This window comes from Rhizobium sp. BK377, assembly GCF_014193935.1.
In the GTDB taxonomy this organism is placed as follows: domain Bacteria; phylum Pseudomonadota; class Alphaproteobacteria; order Rhizobiales; family Rhizobiaceae; genus Rhizobium.
In genome coordinates this window covers 92704-114818 of sequence record NZ_JACIAC010000005.1, presented here as the reverse complement: position 1 = coordinate 114818, position 22115 = coordinate 92704, and the positions used below count along the sequence as shown (strand labels likewise).

The window sequence follows — 22115 nt, the reverse complement described above, 5'->3', positions numbered from 1 at the left end:
GTCCGGCGTCTCAGGCTTTGCTCGGGCTGTTCGCGGAGACCGTGATATCCAGTGTCACATGACCTTCGGGATCGCCAAAGCGATAGAAAGCTTCATGGATAGTGGCGAAGATCGCACCGGCATCACCGCGCAGCTTGGTGCAGAAATTCTTAGAGCGGTCGAATGTGCCCGAGCGCTTCAGAAAATCGATGCAGCCGTAGATCTCGTCCATATGAGTGCCCGTTCCCATGACATAGAGAGAGAATTGGGCGGCCGTTGGCTGACCGGTTTCGGTCGTATCCCTGACTGCCGCGATCGCGGCTTCCATCCGCTCGGCGAGCGGCTCTGATCGGCTGGAGGACAGGCCGGCGCCGCAGATTGCATCATCCGGTTCGCCGGGGCAGCCCCGCGAGATCGCAGCGGACAATACGCAATGCTCGCCGCTTGCGGCAGCCGAGACGAAGAGGTCGCGCATGGCGGCAAACAGCACGTCGGGCGGACCGACCATCAGCGTGGAAATATCGTCGGTTTCGATGCGAAGACGATCGCGATAGGGATCGAGAGCTTTGATCGCTTCAAGGATGATGCCGACGAAATTGCCGGACATCGGATATAGAGACACTTGTGCGCCGGAAAACACTTGGACCTCGCTCCGCTGGCATTACCCAGATCAGCTTTGAAGGGTCCGGAGGCATGCGCCTCACATCTCAGCCCCGGCAATTCGGAGCTCCCCCGTGAATTGTGGCGGAAGCTATCACCGGGCCTGCGATATCGCAACCGTAAAATTCCTAGCCGGCTGCACGGTCGGTAAGGGTTCGGACGCACCAGGTGCTGGGAGGAAAACACCCGGACGGAGGTCCTGTCCGGGTGTCCAGCCGGTTCCGTACCTGCCAGAAACGGAATCGGATGTCGTTGTCTCAGGCGGCGATGCCGGCGTAGGGCGTGTCGCTGCGGGCTGCGATCAGCGCTTCAGTCCACCATTGCAACTGGGCCATCATTCGGGAAAGCCGGCGCAACGCATCCTCCGAATCCTGTAGCCAGCCTTCATTGTCGAAACGGCGCCAGGGGGAAGTGAAGCTGACGGCATCGCAGATCGTGACGGCGTGAAGCTCCGCGAAGACGAGGCGGAGCTGTTCGACGGCCCTCAATCCCCCGGAGATGCCGCCATAGCAGACGAAGGCGATGGGCTTTCCGTGCCAGGGTTCAGCGAACAGATCGATGAGGAATTTCAAGGAGGCGGTGAAGCTGTGGTTGTATTCCGGCGTGACGAGGATGAAACCATCGGCTTGATGAAGCCTGTCCGCAAGCCGTGTTGCCTCCGGATGATGCGGTACATGCTCTCGCGGCAGCGAAAATGTCAGCGGGTCGATGATGTCGATCTCGAATTGCGGAAAGCGGGCGAGTTCTCTTTCGAGCCATTTCACCACCCTGTCGCAGGTGCGCCCTTCGCGCGTGCTGCCATAGATGATGGCAAGCCTCATGGGTTTCTGCATGCATTGCTCCTTCTTATGTCGGCTTTACGGCCTCGGGAGCGCAGTCTATAAAACCTCAACTAATATTGAGGTCAATAGGCTATGCAGCAGAAACCGGCATTCTCCTTGAGCAGGCTCCTGACGGTGGGCGAGGTGGCGGAGCGCAGCGGACTTGCGGTTTCTGCGCTGCATTTCTACGAGGCGAAGGGGCTGATCTCCAGCATCCGCACCCGCGGCAACCAGCGCCGCTATGGCCGCGATGTGCTACGGCGCCTCGGCATCATCAAGGTGGCGCAACGCGTCGGCATCCCGCTTGCCGAAATCCAGACCGCTTTCGAAACCCTGCCGCAGAGCCGGACGCCGACAGTCGAGGACTGGCAGAAACTGTCGGCGCTCTGGAAGGATGATCTCGATGCACGCATCAAGCAGCTCAGTCTGCTGCGCGACCATCTGACGAGCTGCATCGGCTGTGGTTGCCTCTCGATCGACGCCTGTCCGCTGCGTAATCCCTTCGACGTGCTCGGCAGGCAAGGCGCCGGCGCGCGGCTTCTCGACCCTGGTGCCTAGACCTTCGGACTTTCTTTTGGCTGATGGCCGCATATGTTAGGCCTGATAGCGCACGCAGCGGGGTCGGCCCCGCAAGGAGGAGAGCTTCGTGTTTCATCCCAAATTGTTCGAAAACCGCAATGTCGTCGTGACGGGTGCTGGCCGCGGTATCGGCCTCGAAGTTGCCCGACAGTTTCTGGATTGCGGTGCGCGCGTGCTTGTCCATACCGGGCGCGATGGGGAGCGCGAACTGCCGGATTTTCTCCTGACCGCCGAATCGGAACGCCGGGCCCTGCTGTTGTCGGCAGATTTCCTGCAGGCGGGCGGAGCTGCAAAGTTTGCAGGAGAGGCACTCGATTTCTTCGACAGGGTGCATGTGTTGATCAACAATGCCGGCACCATGCATGGCCGTTTTCCCGCAGGCGAGCTGACTGATGCCGATTATGAGACCATCGTACGCCTCAACCAGACATCGGTGGTAGAGCTCACGAGGGCCTTGCTTCCCGCGCTCCGGGCAGCGCACGGTGCCGCCATCGTCAACACGGTTTCGATTTCAGCGCTAACGGGGGGAAGCCCGGGTTCGGCGATCTATTCCGCATCAAAGGCCTTCGTCGCAACCTATTCGAAGGCGCTCGCCCGTGAGCTCGCGCCCGACAATATCAGGGTCAACTGCGTCTCGCCCGGTACGATCGATACCGATTTCCATGCACGCTATTCATCCCGCGAAAAACTGGAACAGGCCCGCAAGTCGATCCCGCTGCAGCGGCTTGGAACGTCGGAAGATTGTGCTCCCGCCTATCTCTTCCTGGCGGCTCCGTCGCTCTCCGGTTACATCACAGGTCAAGTCCTGGAGATCAATGGCGGCCAGCTTATCTGCTGATTTAGTTGGACTTTTTTTGGTGTTTCACAACATTTGACCAATTCGTTTCTGCGAATATGATATTGTACTGATCTACCCTATTACCTCCTTCCGAGAAGCAAATGCCATTGCCTAAACCGAAGCTGGGCCTGACCAGCCAGGACTTGCAGAAGCTTGCTGATAAAGCCCACGAGGCGAGCGATCTCCTGAAGGCGCTAGCCCATCAGACCCGGTTGCTCATCCTGTGTATCCTGTCGGAAGGGGAAAAAACGGTTGGCGAGATCGAGGATATCCTTGGTATACAGCAAGCTATGGTGTCTCAGCAGCTTGCGCGGCTGAGGCTCGAAGGTCTCGTCAATACGCGGCGCGAAGGACGGCTCGTCTATTACAGCATGGGCAATGAAAGCATTATGGCTTTCCTCGAATCGCTTTTCAGTCTCTTTCCGGTTGCCGAGGCGAGCTGAGCCTGCTGGCTCTTGCGAAGCGGTCGTCAACCCGCAAAGATAGGCCTTATCCCGAATTCGGCGGGGAGGCCGGATGATCGACAAGCTGGAATTCTTCATCGCACTCGCCAACGAGAAACATTTCGGTCGTGCGGCAGAGGAATGCGGCGTTTCCCAACCTACGCTCTCGGCCGCCATTCGCCAGCTCGAAGATCAGCTGGGCGTGATGCTGGTGCAGCGCGGCTCCCGCTTTCAAGGATTGACGCCGGAAGGGCAGCGCGTGCTCGAATGGGCGCGGCGCATCGTCGGCGATACGCGCACAATGCGCGAGGAAATGCGCGCCGCCCGCAAGGGTCTCTCCGGCCATCTGCGCCTGGCCTCCATTCCGACCGCGCTCGCCATGCTGTCGCGAATCACGACGCCCTTCCAGGAACGGCATCCCGACGTCACCTTCTCCATCGTCTCGCGCAATTCACTGCAGGTGCTGAGCATGCTCGAAAATCTCGAGATCGATGCCGGCATCACCTATCTGGAAAACGAGCCGCTCGGGCGCGTCACTTCGGTGCCGCTCTATGCGGAACGCTATAATCTCATCACCGCCGCCGGCAGTCCGCTCTCGGATCGCGATAGTGTGACATGGCGTGAAGTGGGTGATCTTCGGCTTTGCCTATTGACGGCCGACATGCAGAACCGGCGTATCATCAACCGACATTTGGCCGAAGCAGGCGCGACAGTCCATCCGACACTCGAATCGAACTCGATGATCGTGCTTTTTTCGCACGTGCGGACCGGCCGCTGGGCGAGCATCATGCCGCATAACGTCGCGAAATCGTTCGGTTTTCCTGTCGAGATCCGGATGATCCCGATCGTCGAGCCGGAGGCACACCACCTCGTCGGCCTTGTCGCTCCCTATCGGGAGCCTTTCACGCCGCTTGTTTCCGCCTTGTTGCATGAAGCAAGAACACTCGTCGAAGACGCGGAACTTTGATAGGAAAAAGCTATCAAGCAACAAGACTGCTTTATTGATTGCAGTCTGCTTCCCTGAGACAGTTCCATTGAATTCGCAATGGCATGGGGAGTTTGCGGTTTCACCGAATGCGCAAGCCGAAGGGAGGGCTGCTGATGAACATACATATCGGTCAGGGCGATATCGCCGAACGTATCCGCTCGATCGTTGCTGATCTTCGATCCCTTGAAGGACCACTGCTCCCCATTCTGCATGAGGTTCAGGACCAGTTCGGTTACGTGCCGCAGGAGGCTCTGCCGATCATCGCTGACGAGCTCAATCTTTCCCGCGCCGAGGTCCACGGTGTCGTCACCTTCTATCATGATTATCGTGATCATCCTGCCGGTCGACACGTGCTGAAGCTCTGTCGCGCCGAAGCCTGCCAGTCTATGGGTGGCGATGCACTGGCCGAGCGTATCAAGACCCTGCTCGGCATCGATTTTCATCAGACGACACTCGACGGCAGCGTCACGCTGGAGCCTGTCTACTGTCTCGGTCTCTGTGCCTGCGCGCCCGCCGCCATGTTCGATGGCGAAGTGCATGGCCGCGTCGATGACGAATTGGCGGCCGAGTTCGTCGAGGAAGCGCGCCGATGACTGTGAAGATTTATGTTCCGCGCGATGCCGCAGCGCTCTCGCTCGGGGCCGACAAGGTGGCAAAGGCGATTACCCAGGAGATCGCCGCCCGCGGCCTCGATGCGACCGTCGTGCGCAATGGCTCGCGCGGAATGTTCTGGCTGGAGCCGTTGGTCGAGGTTGAGATTTCCGGGAAACGAATCGGCTATGGGCCAGTCAAGGCGAAGGATGTCGCAGGGCTGTTCGATGCAGGACTGCTGGACGGCGGGGCGCATGCGCTCTGTCTTGAGGAGGTCGAGGACCTGCCTTTCCTAAAAGGCCAGACGCGTCTCACCTTTGCCCGCTGCGGCATTACCGATCCGCTTTCGCTTGAGGATTACGAAGCGCATGGGGGGCTTGCCGGTCTTCGCCGCGCAGTGTCGATGCAGCCTGCCGATATCGTCAAGGAAGTCACCGGTTCCGGCCTTCGCGGCCGCGGCGGCGCAGGCTTTCCGACCGGCATCAAGTGGAAGACGGTGCTCGATGCGGCGGGTACGCGCAAATATATCGTCTGCAATGCAGATGAGGGCGACAGCGGCACCTTCGCCGACAGGATGATCATGGAAGGTGACCCCTTCGTGCTCATCGAAGGCATGGCAATTGCCGGGCTTGCGACGGGTGCTGCGAAAGGCTTCGTCTATACGCGCTCGGAATATCCGCATGCGATCGCCACGATGACGGAGGCGGTGAAGATTGCCCGCAAGGCCGGCATTCTCGGCACCTCGGTGCTCGGCTCCGGCAAGACCTTCGACATGGAGATCCGCACCGGTGCGGGCGCCTACGTCTGCGGCGAGGAGACGGCGCTGCTCAACAGCCTTGAAGGCAAGCGGGGCGTCGTACGCGCCAAGCCGCCGCTGCCGGCGCATAAAGGCCTGTTTGACTGTCCGACCGTCATCAATAACGTCATCTCGCTCGCCTCTGTGCCTGTGATCATGGAAAAGGGGGCTGTCTTCTATCGCGATTTCGGCATGGGCCGGTCGCGCGGCACCATTCCGCTGCAGATCGCCGGCAATGTGAAATATCGCGGTCTCTATGAAACCGCCTTCGGCCTGTCGCTCGGCGATATCGTCGAGAAGATCGGCGGAGGTACGGCGTCCGGCCGGCCGGTGAAAGCGGTGCAGGTGGGCGGGCCGCTCGGAGCTTATTTCCCGCGCGCGCTCTTCGACACGCCGTTCGACTACGAGGCCTTTGCAGCCAAGGACGGCCTAATCGGCCATGCCGGTCTCGTCGTCTTCGACGATACTGCCGATATGCTGAAGCAGGCGCGTTTCGCAATGGAATTCTGCGCGGTGGAAAGCTGCGGCAAGTGCACGCCCTGCCGCATCGGCTCGACACGCGGCGTCGAAACGGCCGACAAGATCGCGCAAGGCATCGATCCGGAAAAGAACCGCGAGCTGTTGGCCGATCTCTGCAATACGATGAAATTCGGTTCGCTCTGCGCGCTCGGCGGCTTCACGCCCTATCCCGTCATGAGCGCCATGACGCACTTTCCCGAAGATTTTGCTCCGACTCCTCTGATAGAAGCGGCCGAATAGACCATGTCTCTTGTTCACGAAATCGACTACGGAACGCCGGCCTCGAAATCCGAAACGATGGTGACGCTGACCATCGACGGCCGTCAGGTGACGGTTCCCGAGGGGACTTCGATCATGCGCGCCTCGATGGAGGCCGGCATCGAGGTGCCGAAGCTCTGCGCGACCGACATGGTCGATGCCTTCGGTTCCTGCCGCCTCTGTCTGATCGAGATCGACGGCCGCAACGGAACGCCGGCCTCCTGCACCACGCCGGTGGCTTCGGGCATCGTCGTCCATACGCAGACGGAGCGGCTGAAGAATATCCGCCGCGGCGTGATGGAGCTTTATATCTCCGACCATCCGCTCGACTGTCTGACCTGCGCTGCCAACGGTGACTGCGAGCTGCAGGACATGGCAGGCGCCGTTGGTCTTCGCGACGTGCGTTACGGCTATGACGGCGACAATCACGTCAAGGCCCGCAATAATGGCGAGATCAATCTGAAATGGATGCCGAAGGACGAGTCCAATCCGTACTTCACCTTTGATCCGTCGAAGTGCATCGTCTGCTCCCGCTGTGTGCGCGCGTGCGAGGAGGTGCAGGGTACCTTTGCACTGACGATCGAAGGGCGCGGTTTCAGTTCGAGCGTTTCGCCTGGTATGCACGAGCATTTTGTGGATTCCGAATGCGTATCCTGCGGCGCCTGCGTGCAGGCCTGCCCGACGGCGACGCTGACGGAAAAATCAGTCATCCGCATCGGCCAGCCGGAACATTCGGTTGTTACCACCTGCGCCTATTGCGGCGTCGGCTGCTCCTTCAAGGCGGAAATGCGCGGCGAGGAGCTGGTGCGCATGGTGCCGTGGAAGGACGGGCAGGCCAATCGCGGCCATTCCTGCGTCAAAGGCCGCTTCGCCTATGGCTACTCGACTCACAAAGACCGCATCCTCAATCCGATGATCCGCGAGAAAGTGACTGATCCCTGGCGTGAGGTGATGTGGGATGAGGCCTATGCGCATGTCGCCTCCGAATTCCGCCGCATCCAGTATCAATATGGCCGCGAAGCGATCGGCGGTATCACATCGTCCCGCTGCACCAATGAAGAGACTTATCTTGTCCAGAAGCTGGTTCGCGCCGGCTTCGGCAACAATAATGTCGATACCTGCGCCCGCGTCTGCCATTCGCCGACAGGTTATGGTCTCGGCCAGGCTTTCGGCACCTCGGCCGGCACGCAGAATTTCGACAGCGTCGAGCAGTCCGATGTGGTCGTCATCATCGGTGCTAATCCGACCGATGGCCATCCCGTCTTCGCTTCGCGTCTGAAGAAGCGGCTGCGGCAGGGTGCCAAGCTTATTGTCATCGATCCGCGTCGTATCGATATTATTCGCTCGCCGCATGTGGAGGCATCTTTCCATCTGCCGCTGAAGCCCGGCACCAATGTGGCAATCATGACGGCGCTTGCGCATGTGATCGTGACCGAAGGTCTCTACGACGAAAAATTCATCCGCGAGCGTTGCGACTGGTCGGAGTTTGAGGACTGGGCAGCTTTCGTGGCCGACCCGCAGCATAGCCCTGAAGCCGTCGAGAAATTCACCGGCGTCAAGCCGGAAGACGTGCGTGGTGCCGCCCGGGTTTATGCGACCGGCGGCAATGGCGCCATCTATTACGGTCTCGGCGTGACCGAACATAGCCAGGGTTCGACGACGGTCATGGCGATCGCCAATCTTGCCATGGCGACCGGCAATATCGGCCGTCCCGGCGTCGGCGTGAATCCGCTGCGCGGCCAGAACAATGTGCAGGGCTCCTGCGACATGGGATCCTTCCCGCATGAGCTGCCGGGGTATCGCCACATCTCAGACGATGCGACGCGCGATATTTTTGAAAAGCTCTGGGGCGTGAAGCTCAACAACGAGCCGGGCCTGCGTATTCCGAATATGCTGGACGCTGCCGTCGACGGCTCCTTCAAGGGTATCTATATCCAGGGCGAAGATATCCTGCAGTCCGATCCGGACACCAAACATGTCGCCGCCGGTCTTGCCGCGATGGAATGCGTCGTCGTGCAGGATCTCTTCCTGAACGAGACGGCGAATTATGCCCATGTCTTCCTGCCGGGTTCGACTTTCCTGGAAAAGGACGGCACCTTCACGAATGCCGAGCGCCGCATCAACCGCGTGCGCAAGGTCATGACGCCGCGCAACGGCTATGCCGACTGGGAAGTGACGCAGAAGCTCGCTCAGGCCATGGGCCTCGACTGGCACTATGCGCATCCGTCCGAGATCATGGACGAGATTGCCGCGACGACGCCGAGCTTCGCTTCGGTCTCTTACAACTATCTCGAAAAGATGGGCTCGGTTCAATGGCCTTGCAACGAGGCGCATCCGCTCGGTTCGCCGATCATGCATGTGGACGGGTTCGTGCGCGGCAAGGGCAAGTTCATCCGTACGGAATACGTCGCGACCGACGAGCGCACCGGTCCGCGCTTCCCGCTGCTTCTCACCACCGGGCGTATTCTCAGCCAGTATAATGTCGGGGCGCAGACACGGCGCACCGATAATGTCGTCTGGCATTCCGAAGACAGGCTGGAGATACACCCGCATGATGCCGAGCAGCGCGGCATCCGCGATGGCGACTGGGTAAAACTTGGCAGCCGCTCGGGCGATACGACGCTTCGCGCATTGATCACCGATCGCGTAGCACCGGGAGTCGTCTATACGACCTTCCATCATCCGGATACGCAGGCAAACGTCATCACAACCGACTTCTCCGACTGGGCAACCAACTGCCCGGAATACAAGGTGACGGCGGTGCAGGTCTCGCCCTCCAATGGTCCGTCCGAGTGGCAGGTCGAGTATGACGAGCAGGCCCGTCAGTCCCGCCGCATCGCCAGCAAGATGGAGGCGGCGGAATAATGACGCAAAGGCCGACCCGCATAGGCGTGACGGAGATCGCCCGAAGGGACGGCATCATGGTGCGGGGCGAGCGCATCGTGCCCGAGGAAGTACCGATCGCATTTTCCTATGGCGGCAGCTCGCATGCGGTCATGATGGGCACGCCTGCCGATCTCGAGGATTTTGCTGTCGGTTTCAGCCTGACGGAAGGCATTATCACTGATCGCAGTCAGGTCGCCGGTATCGAACTCCTCGAAGACGAGAAAGGTATCGACGTCCAGGTGACGCTTCTCGACGACGTCGAGGATGCGCTGAGAAGGCGCAGGCGGAGCATGGCCGGCCCCGTCGGTTGCGGCCTCTGCGGTATCGAATCGATCGAGCAGGCAGTCCGCAAAGTGCCTGACGTTTCCAAGGTCGGGCTGTCATTGTCGCATGCCGATATTGTGCAGGCGATCGCGCTGCTCAACGATTCCCAGCCGCTGCATCGCGAGACGCGGGCAGTTCATGGGGCTGGCTTCTATGTTCCCGGTAAGGGATTGATCGCCGTGCGTGAGGATGTCGGCCGGCACAATGCGCTCGACAAGCTCTGCGGAGCCGTCATCAGAGCCGGCGGTACGGGCGCGTCAGGCGCTGTCGCCGTTACCAGCCGCCTCTCCGTCGAAATGGTCCAGAAGACGGCGATCCTCGGCGCGCCCGTCCTGATCGCCATTTCCGCGCCGACGGCACTTGCCATCCGCACTGCCGAGGAAGCCGGCATGACGCTTGTCGCCCTCGTGCGCGGCGAGGATTTCGAGATTTTCACCCACCCACATCGCCTGTCGCCCGGAAGCATCGCCGATGTCGCATGATACCAAGACCAAGCTTGTCTATATGGCAAACCAGATCGCAACCTTCTTCAAGACCCAGCCCGAAAGCGAGGCTGCGCAGGGGGTGGCGACGCATATCAACAAATTTTGGGAGCCGCGTATGCGGCGACAACTCTTCGAAATCCTGGAAAAGCAAGACAATGGCCTCGACGCGCTCGTGCTGCAGGCCGTTCCTCTGATCCGCAAACCGGAGCCGGCAGAACAACCGCTTCGATAAACCAACATCGGCGCATGAAAGAGGCGAGGCCGGATAAGCCCGCTTGCATGTGCGCTTGTGACAGCAAGGTCTGAATCAAGGAGGAGTTGTTCATGACTGCAGCGGATACAAGTTCAGGCGGAATTCCGGCAGGCGCGGGCCTGCTGGATCGCGAAAGGATCATCGCAAGGCCCGGCTTCAACCGGTGGCTCGTACCGCCGGCCGCGCTCGCCATCCATCTTTGCATCGGCATGGCCTATGGCTTCAGCGTATTCTGGCTGCCGCTGTCAAAATCCCTCGGCATTACCGCTTCGACGGCCTGCCCGGATCTGACGCTGGTATCGGCGCTCTTCACCACGACCTGCGACTGGCGCGTTGCCGACCTCGGCTGGATCTATACGCTCTTCTTTGTACTGCTCGGTTCGTCCGCTGCCATCTGGGGCGGCTGGCTGGAACGGGTCGGTCCGCGCAAGGCGGGTGTCGTCTCGGCCTGCTGCTGGTGCGGCGGCATCATCATCGCAGCTTTCGGCGTCATTTCGCATCAGCTCTGGATCATGTGGATCGGTGCCGGTGTGATCGGCGGCATCGGCCTCGGTCTCGGCTACATTTCACCGGTTTCGACGCTTATCAAATGGTTTCCGGACCGACGCGGTATGGCAACCGGCATGGCGATCATGGGCTTCGGTGGTGGCGCGATGATCGGCGCTCCGCTGGCCAACCTGCTGATGAACAGCTTCAAGACGGATACGTCCGTCGGCGTCTGGCAGACTTTCCTCGTCATGGCGGCCATCTATTTCGTCTTCATGATCGGCGGTGCCTTCGGCTATCGCATTCCGCCGGCCGGCTGGCGTCCGGAAGGCTGGACACCACCTGCCGCCAAAAGCACGATGATCACGACCAAGCACGTGCATCTGCGCGATGCCCACAAGACGAAGCAGTTCTGGTTGATCTGGGCGGTGCTCTGCCTCAATGTATCGGCTGGTATCGGCGTTATCGGCATGGCTTCGCCGATGCTGCAGGAAATCTTCGCCGGTTCGCTGATTGGGTTGCCGGATATCGGCTTTGCGCAGCTTGATGCCGGTCAGAAGGCGTCAATTGCGACGATTGCTGCCGGCTTTGCCGGTCTGCTCTCGCTCTTCAATATCGGCGGCCGGTTCTTCTGGGCTTCGCTGTCCGATAAGATCGGCCGCAAGAATACCTATTATACTTTCTTCATCCTCGGCATCGTGCTTTACGCCGCGGCTCCGACACTGGCAGATATGGGCAACAAGGCCCTCTTCGTGCTTGCCTTCGGCATCATCCTGTCGATGTATGGCGGTGGCTTCGCAACTATCCCCGCCTATCTCGCCGATATCTTCGGCACGCAGTTCGTCGGCGCTATTCACGGCCGCCTGTTAACGGCCTGGGCAACAGCGGGGATCGTCGGGCCTGTCGTCGTCAACTATATCCGCGAAGCACAGATCGCTGCTGGCGTGGAGCCCGGACCGGCGCTCTATACGGGCACGATGTACATTCTCGCCTGCATGCTGGCGCTCGGCCTGATCGCGAATGCGTTCGTCCGGCCGCTCTCCGACAAATGGTTCATGTCGGATGATGAAGTCGCTGCATTTCAGGCGAGGAGCGCTGCGGCCAACGCAGGCCCCACAGGCTCTTTCGGCATTGGCACGGGCGGCCTCGACGCCAAGGCGGCGCTTGCCTGGGCTGTGGTCGGCATTCCGCTGCTCTGGGGCGTCTGGGTCACACTGAAGGCGACCCTGGCATTGTTCGGCTAACAGCTCCCTTGCGGGAGCTGCGGGGAGATTGGAGTTGGAGGAGACCGGGCGGGAGGCCTGCTTCCCGCCCGGTTTTTAGGAGGATCATTTGCAGGAACGATCTTGCAAAGCTTGACGAGGTTGGCGTCGAAACTGCTTGTCTCCAACGACATTGCGAGAGCGAACCTCCGGCACACAAGAGAGCTTGAACAACAAAAACCGCCCTCGTGGGCGGTTCCTCGTTCATGTATATCGCAAAGCGATCAAGCGGCCAGTTCGTCGGTCTCGTTTTCCTTGAACATCTTTGCGAGGTTCAGGAAGCAGATCATGCCGTTTTCGGAAGCGATGATACCTTCGCAGAAAGCACGGTCGAAGGAAGCAGTTACTTCCGGAACGGGTTGTACCTGGCTGGAAGAAATCGTCAGAATGTCGGATACGCGGTCGACCAGCATGCCGATGACCATATTGTGCACTTCGGCGACGACAATGGCGCTGCGCTCATTGGCGACAGTGCTCTTCATGCCGAGCTTATAGGCGAGGTCGATGATCGGGATGACCGAACCGCGCAGATTCATGACACCGATGACGTCGGCCGGAGAGTGCGGGATCGGCGTCGACGGCGCCCAGCCACGGATTTCGCGGATGGTCGTGGTCTTGACGCAGAATTCCTGATCATGCAGGCGGAAGGCAATGATTTCGAGCGTATCGCCGCTGAAGCTAGTGGAATTGATTGTGGCCATTAGAATTCTTCCCAACTGTCGTAAGCCAGGGCAGAAGCGGATGCGCCACCATTGGCGCGGACGAGCTTTGCCTTCACCCCACGCGATGGCTTTGCACTTAGCGAAGCATCGTTACGGTTATCGAAGACATTAACGGAAGAGTGTTGCCCAAATCTAAACTGTAAGACGAGATCGCGAAGGTTTTCTGCCTCGGATGAAAGTGGGGCGCTGCCGCCGTCGCCTCCTCCACCCATGGCGGCATTCTGCTGTGTGCTCTGATCCAGAACGTCGACGGCCCTATTAGATTTTCGACAATCCCAGTGGATTGTTCGCACGAGGATTTGACGATTGCCGTAATATATTCTGCTTTACTTCAGGTGAGGGTTTTTTCGATCTGCTCTACCGCCCAATCCACCTGTTCCTTATTGATGACGAGTGGTGGTGCAAAGCGAATCGTGTGGTCGTGCGTATCCTTGGCGAGAAGACCGCGATCCTTCAACGCATAGCAATATTGCCGGGCACCACCGGCCTCCGGCTCCAATTCGACCGCGAGCATCAGGCCACGGCCGCGCACATCTTTGACGATGTTGGAGCGAATGGAGCGCAGACCTTCGAGGAAATAGTCGCCCATCGTCTCGGCGTTCTGGATCATTCCTTCTTCGGTCAATACCTTCAGCGCCGCGCGGGCGACCGCACAAGCCAGCGGGTTGCCGCCGAAGGTCGAGCCATGCTGGCCGGGCTTGAGCACGCCAAGGACTTCCGAATTCGAAAGCACTGCCGAGACCGGATAAAAGCCGCCGGAAAGCGCCTTGCCGATGAGCGTCACGTCGGCCTCGATACCTTCATGTTCTTCGGCGAGCAGCTTGCCGGTGCGGCCAAGGCCGGTCTGAATTTCGTCGAGGATGAGCGTGACGTTGTTTGCTGTGCAGAGTTCGCGCACGCGGGTGAAGTAACCGGCCGGCGGAATGATGACGCCAGCCTCGCCCTGGATCGGCTCGATCAGTGTTGCGACGGTGTTGGCATTGATGGCGGCTTCGAAGGCCTCGACATCACCGAAGGGAACGATGCGGAAGCCCGGCGTGTAAGGGCCGAAGCCGGTACGGGCGTCAGGGTCAGTCGAGAAGCTGATGATGCTCAGCGTGCGACCGTGGAAATTGTTGGCGCAGACGATGATCTCCGCCTTGCCCTCCGGGACGCCCTTCACCTCGTAGCCCCATTTGCGAACCGCCTTGATGGCGGTCTCGACGGCTTCGGCACCCGAGTTCATCGGCAGGATCTTGTGGGAGCCGGTCAGTGCCGCCAACTCCTCATAGAGATAGGCGAGCTGGTCGTTGCGGAAGGCGCGCGAGGTGAGCGTCAGGCGGCCGGCCTGCTCGACCATGGCGGCAAGGATCTTCGGATGGCAATGGCCCTGGTTGACGGCCGAATAGGCCGACAGGCAATCGAGATAGCGCTTGCCATCCGTATCCCAGACATGAACACCTTCACCCCGCGTCAGCACGACATCGAGCGGCTTGTAGTTATTGGCTCCAAGACGCTGTTCGGTGGCGATGAGGTTCGACGAGATGTTCATGGCCGGTGCTCCCTTAAGCGGCACGTGTGGGGCGATCGAAGATACGGCGACCAAAGAGGCTTGCCGTCATCTCTACCATGATGCGGGCGCTCTTGCCGCGGTCATCAAGGAAGGGATTAAGCTCGACGAGGTCGAGCGAGGAGACGAGGCCGCTGTCGGACAGCATCTCCATGATCAGGTGGGCTTCGCGGAAGGTGGCGCCGCCGGGCACGGTGGTGCCGACGCCGGGCGCAAAATCGGGATCGAGGAAATCGACGTCGAAGCTGACATGCAGCAGGCCGTTTGCCTTCTCGATCGTTTCCAGGATCTGGCGGAGGATTACAGCCACGCCCTGTTCATCGAGCGAGCGCATGTCGAAGACGTTGACGCCGTGCTTGCGGATTTCGACGCGCTCGGAGGCATCGACCGAGCGGATACCCACCTGGAAGATCTTCTGGGGATCGATGAGTGCGCGGTCCTTCGGCAGGATTTCGGCGAAATCCGCCAGGCCGCAGAAGAAGGCGACGGGCATGCCGTGAATATTACCTGACGGCGAGGTCTCCGGCGTATTGAAATCCGAATGGGCGTCGAGCCACAGCACGAAGAGCGGGCGATCCTCTTCGGCGGCATAACGCGCCATGCCCGAGACGCTGCCCATGGAAAGGCTGTGGTCGCCACCGAGGATCAGCGGGAAGTGGCCGGCTTTCGCTGCATCATAGGTGGCTGCTTCGAGCGCACGCGTATAGGCGCCGACGACGCGCAGATTATGTGCCTTCGGATGATTGGGAAGGTCCCTGGCCGGGACGATGCTGAGATCGCCGGTATCAACAACGGTGTGGCCGAGGTCGGCAAGCGCCTTGTCGATACCCGCGATGCGCAATGCTGTCGGCCCCATTCCCGCGCCTCTGCGGCCGGAACCCTCTTCAAGGGGAACACCGATAAGGGCGACAGATTGAGTTTGTACTTCCATTCCTCGGGCTCCGTTGTGAGGCCTGTTTCGGCCAATAGTGGGATAAAGTGGCGGCGACAAATAGATGGAAAAAGGTCAGAAATGGATTATGATTGCGCAGATTGATAAAGCTAATTTGACAAAGTGAAAACATGGACGACCTCGACAACGAGCTTTTGAGTGCGCTTCGGCACAATGCACGAATCTCCGTCTCCTCGCTTGCCGCCATGACTGGTGCTTCACGGGCCACAGTGGCCACGCGCATCGACCGACTGGTCGAAAACGGCACGATCGCCGGCTTCACGATCCGCACCGGTCACGAGACGCGTTCGGCCGGTGTCCGGGCGATCGTCATGATCGAAGTGCACGGCAAGCTTGCCGACAAGGTCGCTACCCAACTGCGCGGCTTGCCGCAGGTGCGCGCGCTGCACAGCACCAATGGCAAATGGGATTTCGTCGCCGAGCTCGAAGACCGTGACCTCGTCTCCTTCGATGAGACGCTGCGCCGGATACGCCTCATCGACGGAATCAATACTACCGAAACCAGCATTCTGCTGAAGACCAGCAAGACGAGCTTTTAGGCTTCTGTCTTCCAGGCTGGCCTCAATATTCATGCTCGTAGACGATGCCGGCTTCGCCTGCGCCGTTGCCACCGGCAGCACCCCGCAGCTTCACTCCGCGGCCGACATCCAGATTGATGATGGCCTTGGCGCCGGCTTCTCCGCCTTGCTGCAGCTCGAAATAGGTCCGTTCGTTGAGATAACGGCCGACACTGACGCTGGTCCGGCCCTTTTCGTCCGTGCTGATGTCGAGGTCGTCGACGCCGAGCTGGTTGCGGAGCCCCTCGAAGAGTGAGGTTGAGCGATTGCCGGCGAGCTGGCTGACAGCATCGGCAAGCTGGGCGATCTGCACCGGCGACAGCCGGGACATGGATTGACCGAAGATGAGCTGGGCCAACACTTCGTCCTGCGGCAGGGCAGGCGACGAGGAGAAGGTTATGGCGGGGTCGGTCACGAGGCCTGCGACATCCACCGTGAGCGTCGTCGTACCTGACGTGGACGTGGCCTCCAAGTCGAGGGCGGGTGTCAGGTCGCCGGCAAATGTGATGCGGCTGCGATCGGAGAAATTGAGACGGCGATTGAGGATCGTCAGACGGCCGCGGCGCATGGTGAAGGCACCAGCAACTTCGGGCGCGGCAGCCGAGCCGTGGATCGTGATGTTACCGCCGACTTCCGCATCGATGCCACGGCCGCGCACGAAAATCTGCGAGGGTGCATCGAGCTCGATATCCAGCATGATGGTCGAGGATTTTTCCCGGGGCTGCTGTTGAGCATTGTCTCTGAGCTGGGCGAGCACGGCGGGCGGCGCGTGGATATGGCGGATATCGATTTCACGCAGCGATGTCGGCAGCCTCTCCGGCACGGTGATCGAAGCCTTGTCGATGTGAAGCCGGCCGTTCAACGTGGGATTGGAAAGCAGCGGTCCCTTAAGGCCGAGCGTGCCGTCGACCGTTGCGACTACCAGCGTGCCGTCGACATAGACCGCTCGGTCCAGGCGGATGGAAAGATCGGCGGGGAAGGTACCGCTGATACCAACCGAGCCGCTCGCCGAGATCGAGCCGCCGCTTGCGAGCCTGCCGTTCAGCCGCGAAATGACAGCCTGCTGGCCGTTGAACGTGATGGTCGCGCCGAGGCCTTCGAGGGCGAGGTTGCGGCGCACGTCGATCAGCTTTGCGCCATCAGTGGTGACCGTTCCGTTGATGACAGGGGCAGCCGTCGTGCCGCTGACTTCCAGGTTCACATTGGCGACGCCTTCGGCAACGAGACCCTGCTGGGCGAGCTGTGCGCCGAGAACGGCGAAGGGGAGGCTTCCGTTGAAGCGCATCGACATGGCGCGGTTGCCTGTCATTGTAAGAGTGCCGCCGCCTTTCAGCGACAATCCGCCGTCGCCGGCAAGGCTGGTATCGACCGTCAGCTTGTTGTCGGCCAGCTTGCCGTTGGCGCCGAGGGTGAGCGGCGCAAGGCCGGCGCCTTTCGTTTGGCTCGTTTCGGCATTTTTCCAGTCGACCTTGAAATCGACCGACGGAAGGGGAAGCGATCCCGAGGCGGTTGCCGTTGCCGAGATGGCGCCGGCTGCACCCAGGTTCGGAACAAAGCCATTGGCGACGGCCGCCGGCAGATTAGTGACATCGGCCTTGGCATTGACGCCCTTTATGGTCGTTCCGGCTATATCGAGATTGCCCGATGCCTTCAGCGACACACTGCCATTGCCGTTGAGATTGGCATCGAAATCCAGCCGGTCCTTACTGAGTTTGCCCGAAGCGGCGAGCGTCAGACCGGAGAGGCCGGCGGTTCTCGTCTGTTTCGTCTCCGCGTTTTTCCAGTCGATGCTGAAATCGGCGGAGGGAGCGGTCAGCGATCCTGAGGCCGTGGCCGTTGCCGTGATGGTGCCTTCTGCTCCAAGATCCTGAACGAAGCCATTGGCGATGGCAGCCGGCAGATTGGCAATATCGGCCTTTGCATCGATGCCCTGGATCGTGGTGCCAGCCAGCGCAAGATTACCGGAGGCCTTCAGCGAGACGCCGCCCTTGCCATTGAGATTGGCATCGAAATCCAGTCGGTCGCTGACGTATTTGCCCGAGGCGGCAAGCGCCAGGCCAGAGAGACCGGCGGTCTTCGTCTGGTTTGTTGCTGCGTTTGCCCAGTCGAGCTTGAAATCGACCACCGGTTCTGTCGGCGTGCCCGAGGTGATGGCAGTGCCGGAGATTATGCCCTCGGCGCCAAGACCAGGCATGAAGCCATTGGCGAGGTTTGCGGGCAGGCCGGCAATGTCGGCGTTGACGGCGAGGTCGCGAATGGCGGCGCCATCGATCGTCACGCCGCCGTTCGCCTTCAACAGCGCGCCATTGCCGCTGCCGAGATTGGCATTGAAATCGACCCTGTTATTTTCATATTTGCCGGTGGCCTTGGCGGAGAGATCGGTAAGGCCGTTGCTCCTTGTCTGGCGGGTTGCCGCATTCGCCCAGGCCAGATCGAAGGTGACTGCCGGTGTGGGCAGCGAGCCGGAGGCTGACGCCTTGCCGGAAATCGTGCCTTCAGCGCCCAGATCGGGAACGAAGCCGTTGGCAAGGCCGGCTGGAAGGTTTGCGAGATCGGCATCGACCTTCAGATTGCGCACTGCCGTCCCAGCAAGCTCGACATTGCCCGTCGCCTTCAGCGACAGGGCCTTCGGTCCGATGAGGTTGGCATCGAAATCGAGTTTCTGGTCGGCAAAATGGCCGGTTGCCGCAAGGTCCAGTCCAGTCAGGCCGGCCGTCTTGGTGTGCCGCGTCGTGGCGTCCTGCCAGCTGAGCTTGAAATTCGCAGCCGGTGCGGCAGGCGTCCCTGATGCCGAGGCAGTGCCGGAAATCACACCGCCGGCATCGAGATCCTTCACGAAACCGTTGGCGATATTAGCCGGAACATTCGCAAGTTCGGCATCGACCTTGATGTTGCCGATCGTGGTTCCGGTAATAGCGACATTACCGAGCGCTTTCAGCGATAGCCCGCCCTTGCCGGTGAGCGCCGTATCGAAATCGAGCTTGTTATCCGCAAACCTGCCGGATGCATTGAGCGACAGACCAGCAAGCCTGGCTGCCTTTGTCTGGCTTGTCGCGGCGCCTTTCCAGTTCAGCCTGAAATCGGCCGCTGGTGCTGCGGGCGTGCCCGTTGCAGTGACCGCACCCGAAACCGTACCTTCGGCAGCAAGATCGGGAACAAAGCCATTGGCGACCTTCGCCGGCAGGCTGACGATGTCGGCGTTGATGTTGAGGGTCGGGCTGTTCGAATCCGCAAGACCGACGTCGCCCGCCGCCTTCAGGGAAAGACCGTCAGGGCCGCTAATGTCGCCATCGAAGTTCAGCTGGTTGTCGGCGAACGTGCCAGATGTCGAGATGCCGAGAGGAGCGATGCCGGCCCCCCTTGTATGGCTAGTGGCCGCATCCTTCCAGTCGAGCTTGAAATTGACGACGGGGGTGGCCGGTGTCCCGGTTACGTTCACCGTACCGGAAATCGTGCCGTCGGCGGCAAGATTAGGAACGAAGCTATTGGCAAGGCTTGCCGGCAGGTCAGTGATGACGGCATCGAGCTTCAGGGTCTCACCAGCCGAACCGGTGACCGATACCGAGCCGCTGCCGGTCTTGACGGTCAGACCGTTCAAGCTGGCAACTCCCTTGGTGATGTTGACCTGTGCGGGTGACGCCAGCTCGACCGGAATGTTGTGCGGCTTGGCGGCGAAACGGTCGAGACTGAGATCGATCATGCCGCCTGCCGACTGCACGTTGCCGGCGGCCTGCAGCGGATTGCCGTCATAGCCCGCATCCAGATTGAAGTCGGTGCGGGTCTGCTGCTGGACGAAATCGAGCGCAATGCCGGTGAGCTTATTGGTCCCGACGCCGAACTCGTCGGCCCTTATTGTTCCGCTGGCTGCAAAAGCCTTGATATCGCTGACGGTCACGTCGATCGTCGGCCTGGCGATCGTCAGCGTGTCGCGGCGGATGCCACTGCCGCTGGCGGCGACCTTGAGCGCAATCTTGCCTTCAGTGCCGGTAATGTCGACTGAACCCTTGAGGTCGCCTTCCGCCTTCTGGCCGCCGAGAGCGGCAAGCAGGCTGATATCGGGGAAGTCGAAGGTCAGTGCACCCGCCGGCGTCATGCCTGATGAAAGCGTGAGGTTGCCCGCCAGGCGATTGCGGCCGACATCGGCTGTCAGCGCGGGGACGGAAATCGTTCCGTTCTCGGATTTGACGTCGCCATTGATGCCGATCGGCTGGCCGTCGATCGTGCCGGTCGCGGCAATTTTCGCCTGCGGAGCGGCGGGATCGGCGAAGCCAGTCAGGTCGATGTTGAGATCGCCGACCTTGCGATCGGCCATCTGCAGGCTGGCGGCCTTCACATTGGCGGTAAGTGCAAGGGCTGGAAGCGTGCCGCTTGCCTTGACGCTGTAAGCCGCTTCCCCGCTCGTGCCTGACAACAGCTTGCCGATATCGGGAAGCTTGCCGGCGAGATCGGCCGTCAGCACGTCATCATCGAGCGCGACGTTGCCGCCTGCCTCGATGGTCGGGGATTTGATCGTGATGTTCGACAGCGTCACCTTGGAGGGGATCGTGCCGGCAACCTGGGTTTCGAGGTCGATCGGCGCGTCGAACTTTCCGGCGATAGCCATCGGCAGGGCGGCGGACTGGACGGTCAATTTGGCATTGCCGGTCAATGCGTTGTCAGCCAGGCGATAGGAGCCGTTGAGATCGGCGCCGATATTAGCGCTTTCGATCGTCGTACCGTTGAAGCCGATGCCGTTGCGTGAAATCTGAAGCGGAGCGACAAGCGTAATCGGTCCCTGAACCGCGCGGCTGAGGTTGGGCTCGGTGAATGTCGCGTCACCCGCGACGAGGCGCAACTGGATATCGCCGGCACTGTTGGTGAGATTGAAAGCATCGCTCTTGGCCGTGAGCTTGACGTTGCCGATATCGGCCTGCGGCATCGTGGCTGAATCCAGCGATCCGCTGGCATTAATGCGTACAGCCTGCGCCTGTCCGGTCATCGCCAGATTGAGACCTGAAATCATGAAGCGCGCTTCGCCATCGGCAAGCGGCCAGCGGAAATCGACTGGACCCGAGGTGCCGAGCACATTGGCATTCAGGCTGTTATTGCCGGCAGGATCGAGCGTACCGGACGCGGCGATGACGACGCTGCCGGTCGCCAGATTGCCGGTCTGAATATCGATTTTGCCGTGATCGTTGAAGGTTGCGGATACATCGATATTCGTCTGGCCCGCAAAAAGCGGCCGGAATGCCATGGGAAGCAGGGAGCTCACATCGCCGCCGCCCTTGAGATCGAGATGATGCAGGCCGTCAGGCGTGATCGCGTGCTTGCCTTCCAGGGAGGCGCGTTGCTGGCCATTGAGGGCAGCCTGCAGCTTGCCGTTCCAGTCTGAAATCGGACCTTCGCCGTTGAGCGCGATATTGACGGCCGGGCTACCGGGCAGGCCGAGAAAGCCAGCGAGGAGGCCGCCCTGCGGTTCGGCAAGCTGGGCGTTCAGCCGCAGGCGGCTGTTTGCCGGGGTAAAGGCGACATCGGCGGAGAGTTTTGCGTCCGGAACCTGGTGGCGGTTGACGTTAACAACCCCTTCACCGCCATCACCATCGGCTCTGAGGTTGCCGGTAGCGGCAAGCGAGAACGCGCGGCCGGTCAGAGGTGCCCCAAGCGCGATATCCGGCAGGGCAATATGCTCGATATCGATCTTCAGCGGCAGCCGGAAGCCCCCGCCGCTTTCTTCCTCCGGATTAGCTGGCCTCGAAGGCAGAGTGCGGACCGGCCGGCGGCGCACGTCGATGGAGGCGATCGAGACCTGTCTGGCGTGGAAGGTGCCGGTCAACAGCGCCAGGGGATTCCAGTCGACGGAGATGCCGCGGATTTCTGCAAATGTGCCACGCGTGTCCGACAGGGTGATCTCGGCTGCGCGTAAGCCGCCGGTCAGCAGGCCCTCGGGTTCGCGCACCGATATCGTCATATCGCGGTTGGAAAGTGCTGAAGCGACATTTTCAGTGATGATGCGGGCACCGAAGGAGGTGAAGCCGAAGATCGCCAAAGCAATGACGGCAAGGATGGTCGCCGCGCCGAGGCCGTAGCCGATGAGCCGCATCATCCAGTTCATGATTTTCGCCAACATTTGCATAAGAGCGGACACTATCCCGTTTTCATGACAGCTCACAGGTCGGAAAACACTGCGA

Annotated in this window: 17 protein-coding genes and 1 riboswitch; of the genes, 11 read left to right on the top strand and 6 right to left on the bottom strand. The window is 60.6% G+C overall.

From position 1 onward, the window contains the following. Positions 1–10 precede the first annotated feature (10 nt). Positions 11–619 (bottom strand): YkoF family thiamine/hydroxymethylpyrimidine-binding protein, encoded by a 609-nt coding sequence (locus FHT92_RS20175; RefSeq protein ID WP_183749500.1) that lies wholly within the window; start codon positions 617–619, stop codon positions 11–13. Next, positions 609–723: riboswitch (TPP riboswitch) on the bottom strand. (Overlaps the previous gene by 11 nt.) 173 nt (positions 724–896) lie before the next feature. Next, positions 897–1472 carry an NADPH-dependent FMN reductase gene (locus FHT92_RS20170; RefSeq protein ID WP_183749501.1) on the bottom strand — a complete coding sequence of 192 codons (576 nt, stop codon included), beginning with the start codon at positions 1470–1472 and terminating at the stop codon, positions 897–899. An 81-nt stretch (positions 1473–1553) separates the two neighbouring features. On the opposite strand from FHT92_RS20170, the gene soxR reads away from it, so the two are divergent. The 10 genes from soxR (at position 1554) to FHT92_RS20120 (ending at position 12150) form a co-directional block, all read left to right on the top strand. Beyond that, positions 1554–2018 carry a redox-sensitive transcriptional activator SoxR gene (soxR, locus tag FHT92_RS20165; RefSeq protein WP_183749502.1) on the top strand — a complete coding sequence of 155 codons (465 nt, stop codon included), beginning with the start codon at positions 1554–1556 and terminating at the stop codon, positions 2016–2018. A gap of 88 nt (positions 2019–2106) precedes the next feature. Then, a complete protein-coding gene (locus FHT92_RS20160; RefSeq protein WP_183749503.1) occupies positions 2107–2877 on the top strand; it encodes an SDR family NAD(P)-dependent oxidoreductase in 771 nt (256 codons plus the stop codon). A gap of 101 nt (positions 2878–2978) precedes the next feature. After that, positions 2979–3320: an ArsR/SmtB family transcription factor gene (locus FHT92_RS20155; RefSeq protein WP_183749504.1), complete on the top strand. Its 342-nt coding sequence runs from the start codon at positions 2979–2981 to the stop codon at positions 3318–3320. Positions 3321–3393: 73 nt separating this feature from the next. Next, on the top strand, positions 3394–4287 hold the full coding sequence (locus FHT92_RS20150; RefSeq protein ID WP_183749505.1) for a LysR family transcriptional regulator: 894 nt from the start codon (positions 3394–3396) through the stop codon (positions 4285–4287). Between the two features lie 134 nt (positions 4288–4421). Beyond that, positions 4422–4901 (top strand): formate dehydrogenase subunit gamma, encoded by a 480-nt coding sequence (locus FHT92_RS20145; protein ID WP_183828687.1) that lies wholly within the window; start codon positions 4422–4424, stop codon positions 4899–4901. Further along, entirely contained in the window at positions 4898–6454 is a 1557-nt protein-coding gene (locus FHT92_RS20140; protein ID WP_183828684.1) for an NADH-quinone oxidoreductase subunit NuoF, read from the top strand. The genes FHT92_RS20145 and FHT92_RS20140 overlap by 4 nt, the downstream gene beginning before the upstream one ends. A 3-nt stretch (positions 6455–6457) precedes the next feature. Next, a complete protein-coding gene (gene fdhF, locus FHT92_RS20135) occupies positions 6458–9337 on the top strand; it encodes a formate dehydrogenase subunit alpha (protein WP_183828681.1) in 2880 nt (959 codons plus the stop codon). Beyond that, positions 9337–10164: a formate dehydrogenase accessory sulfurtransferase FdhD gene (fdhD, locus tag FHT92_RS20130; RefSeq protein ID WP_183749509.1), complete on the top strand. Its 828-nt coding sequence runs from the start codon at positions 9337–9339 to the stop codon at positions 10162–10164. The genes fdhF and fdhD overlap by 1 nt, the downstream gene beginning before the upstream one ends. Further along, the gene (locus tag FHT92_RS20125) at positions 10154–10399 is read left to right on the top strand and encodes a formate dehydrogenase subunit delta (protein WP_183749510.1); all 246 of its coding nucleotides are present in this window, start codon (positions 10154–10156) and stop codon (positions 10397–10399) included. Before fdhD ends, FHT92_RS20125 begins: the two co-directional genes overlap by 11 nt. A 92-nt stretch (positions 10400–10491) precedes the next feature. After that, positions 10492–12150: an OFA family MFS transporter gene (locus tag FHT92_RS20120; protein WP_183828678.1), complete on the top strand. Its 1659-nt coding sequence runs from the start codon at positions 10492–10494 to the stop codon at positions 12148–12150. 242 nt (positions 12151–12392) lie between these two features. Here FHT92_RS20120 and FHT92_RS20115 read toward each other — a convergent pair whose 3' ends face one another. The 3 genes from FHT92_RS20115 to rocF all read right to left on the bottom strand — a co-directional run bounded on the left by FHT92_RS20115 (position 12393) and on the right by rocF (position 15370). Beyond that, positions 12393–12869, bottom strand: a complete 477-nt coding sequence (locus FHT92_RS20115) for a chemotaxis protein CheW (protein ID WP_029868938.1) — start codon at positions 12867–12869, stop codon at positions 12393–12395. Between the two features lie 352 nt (positions 12870–13221). Then, entirely contained in the window at positions 13222–14421 is a 1200-nt protein-coding gene (gene rocD / locus FHT92_RS20110; protein WP_183749511.1) for an ornithine--oxo-acid transaminase, read from the bottom strand. A 13-nt stretch (positions 14422–14434) separates the two neighbouring features. Continuing rightward, positions 14435–15370 carry an arginase gene (rocF, locus tag FHT92_RS20105; RefSeq protein WP_183828675.1) on the bottom strand — a complete coding sequence of 312 codons (936 nt, stop codon included), beginning with the start codon at positions 15368–15370 and terminating at the stop codon, positions 14435–14437. A gap of 131 nt (positions 15371–15501) precedes the next feature. On the opposite strand from rocF, the gene FHT92_RS20100 reads away from it, so the two are divergent. Beyond that, the gene (locus tag FHT92_RS20100; protein ID WP_183749513.1) at positions 15502–15930 is read left to right on the top strand and encodes an Lrp/AsnC family transcriptional regulator; all 429 of its coding nucleotides are present in this window, start codon (positions 15502–15504) and stop codon (positions 15928–15930) included. Between the two features lie 22 nt (positions 15931–15952). Here FHT92_RS20100 and FHT92_RS20095 read toward each other — a convergent pair whose 3' ends face one another. Further along, positions 15953–22060 (bottom strand): translocation/assembly module TamB domain-containing protein, encoded by a 6108-nt coding sequence (locus tag FHT92_RS20095; RefSeq protein ID WP_183828672.1) that lies wholly within the window; start codon positions 22058–22060, stop codon positions 15953–15955. Positions 22061–22115 lie beyond the last annotated feature (55 nt).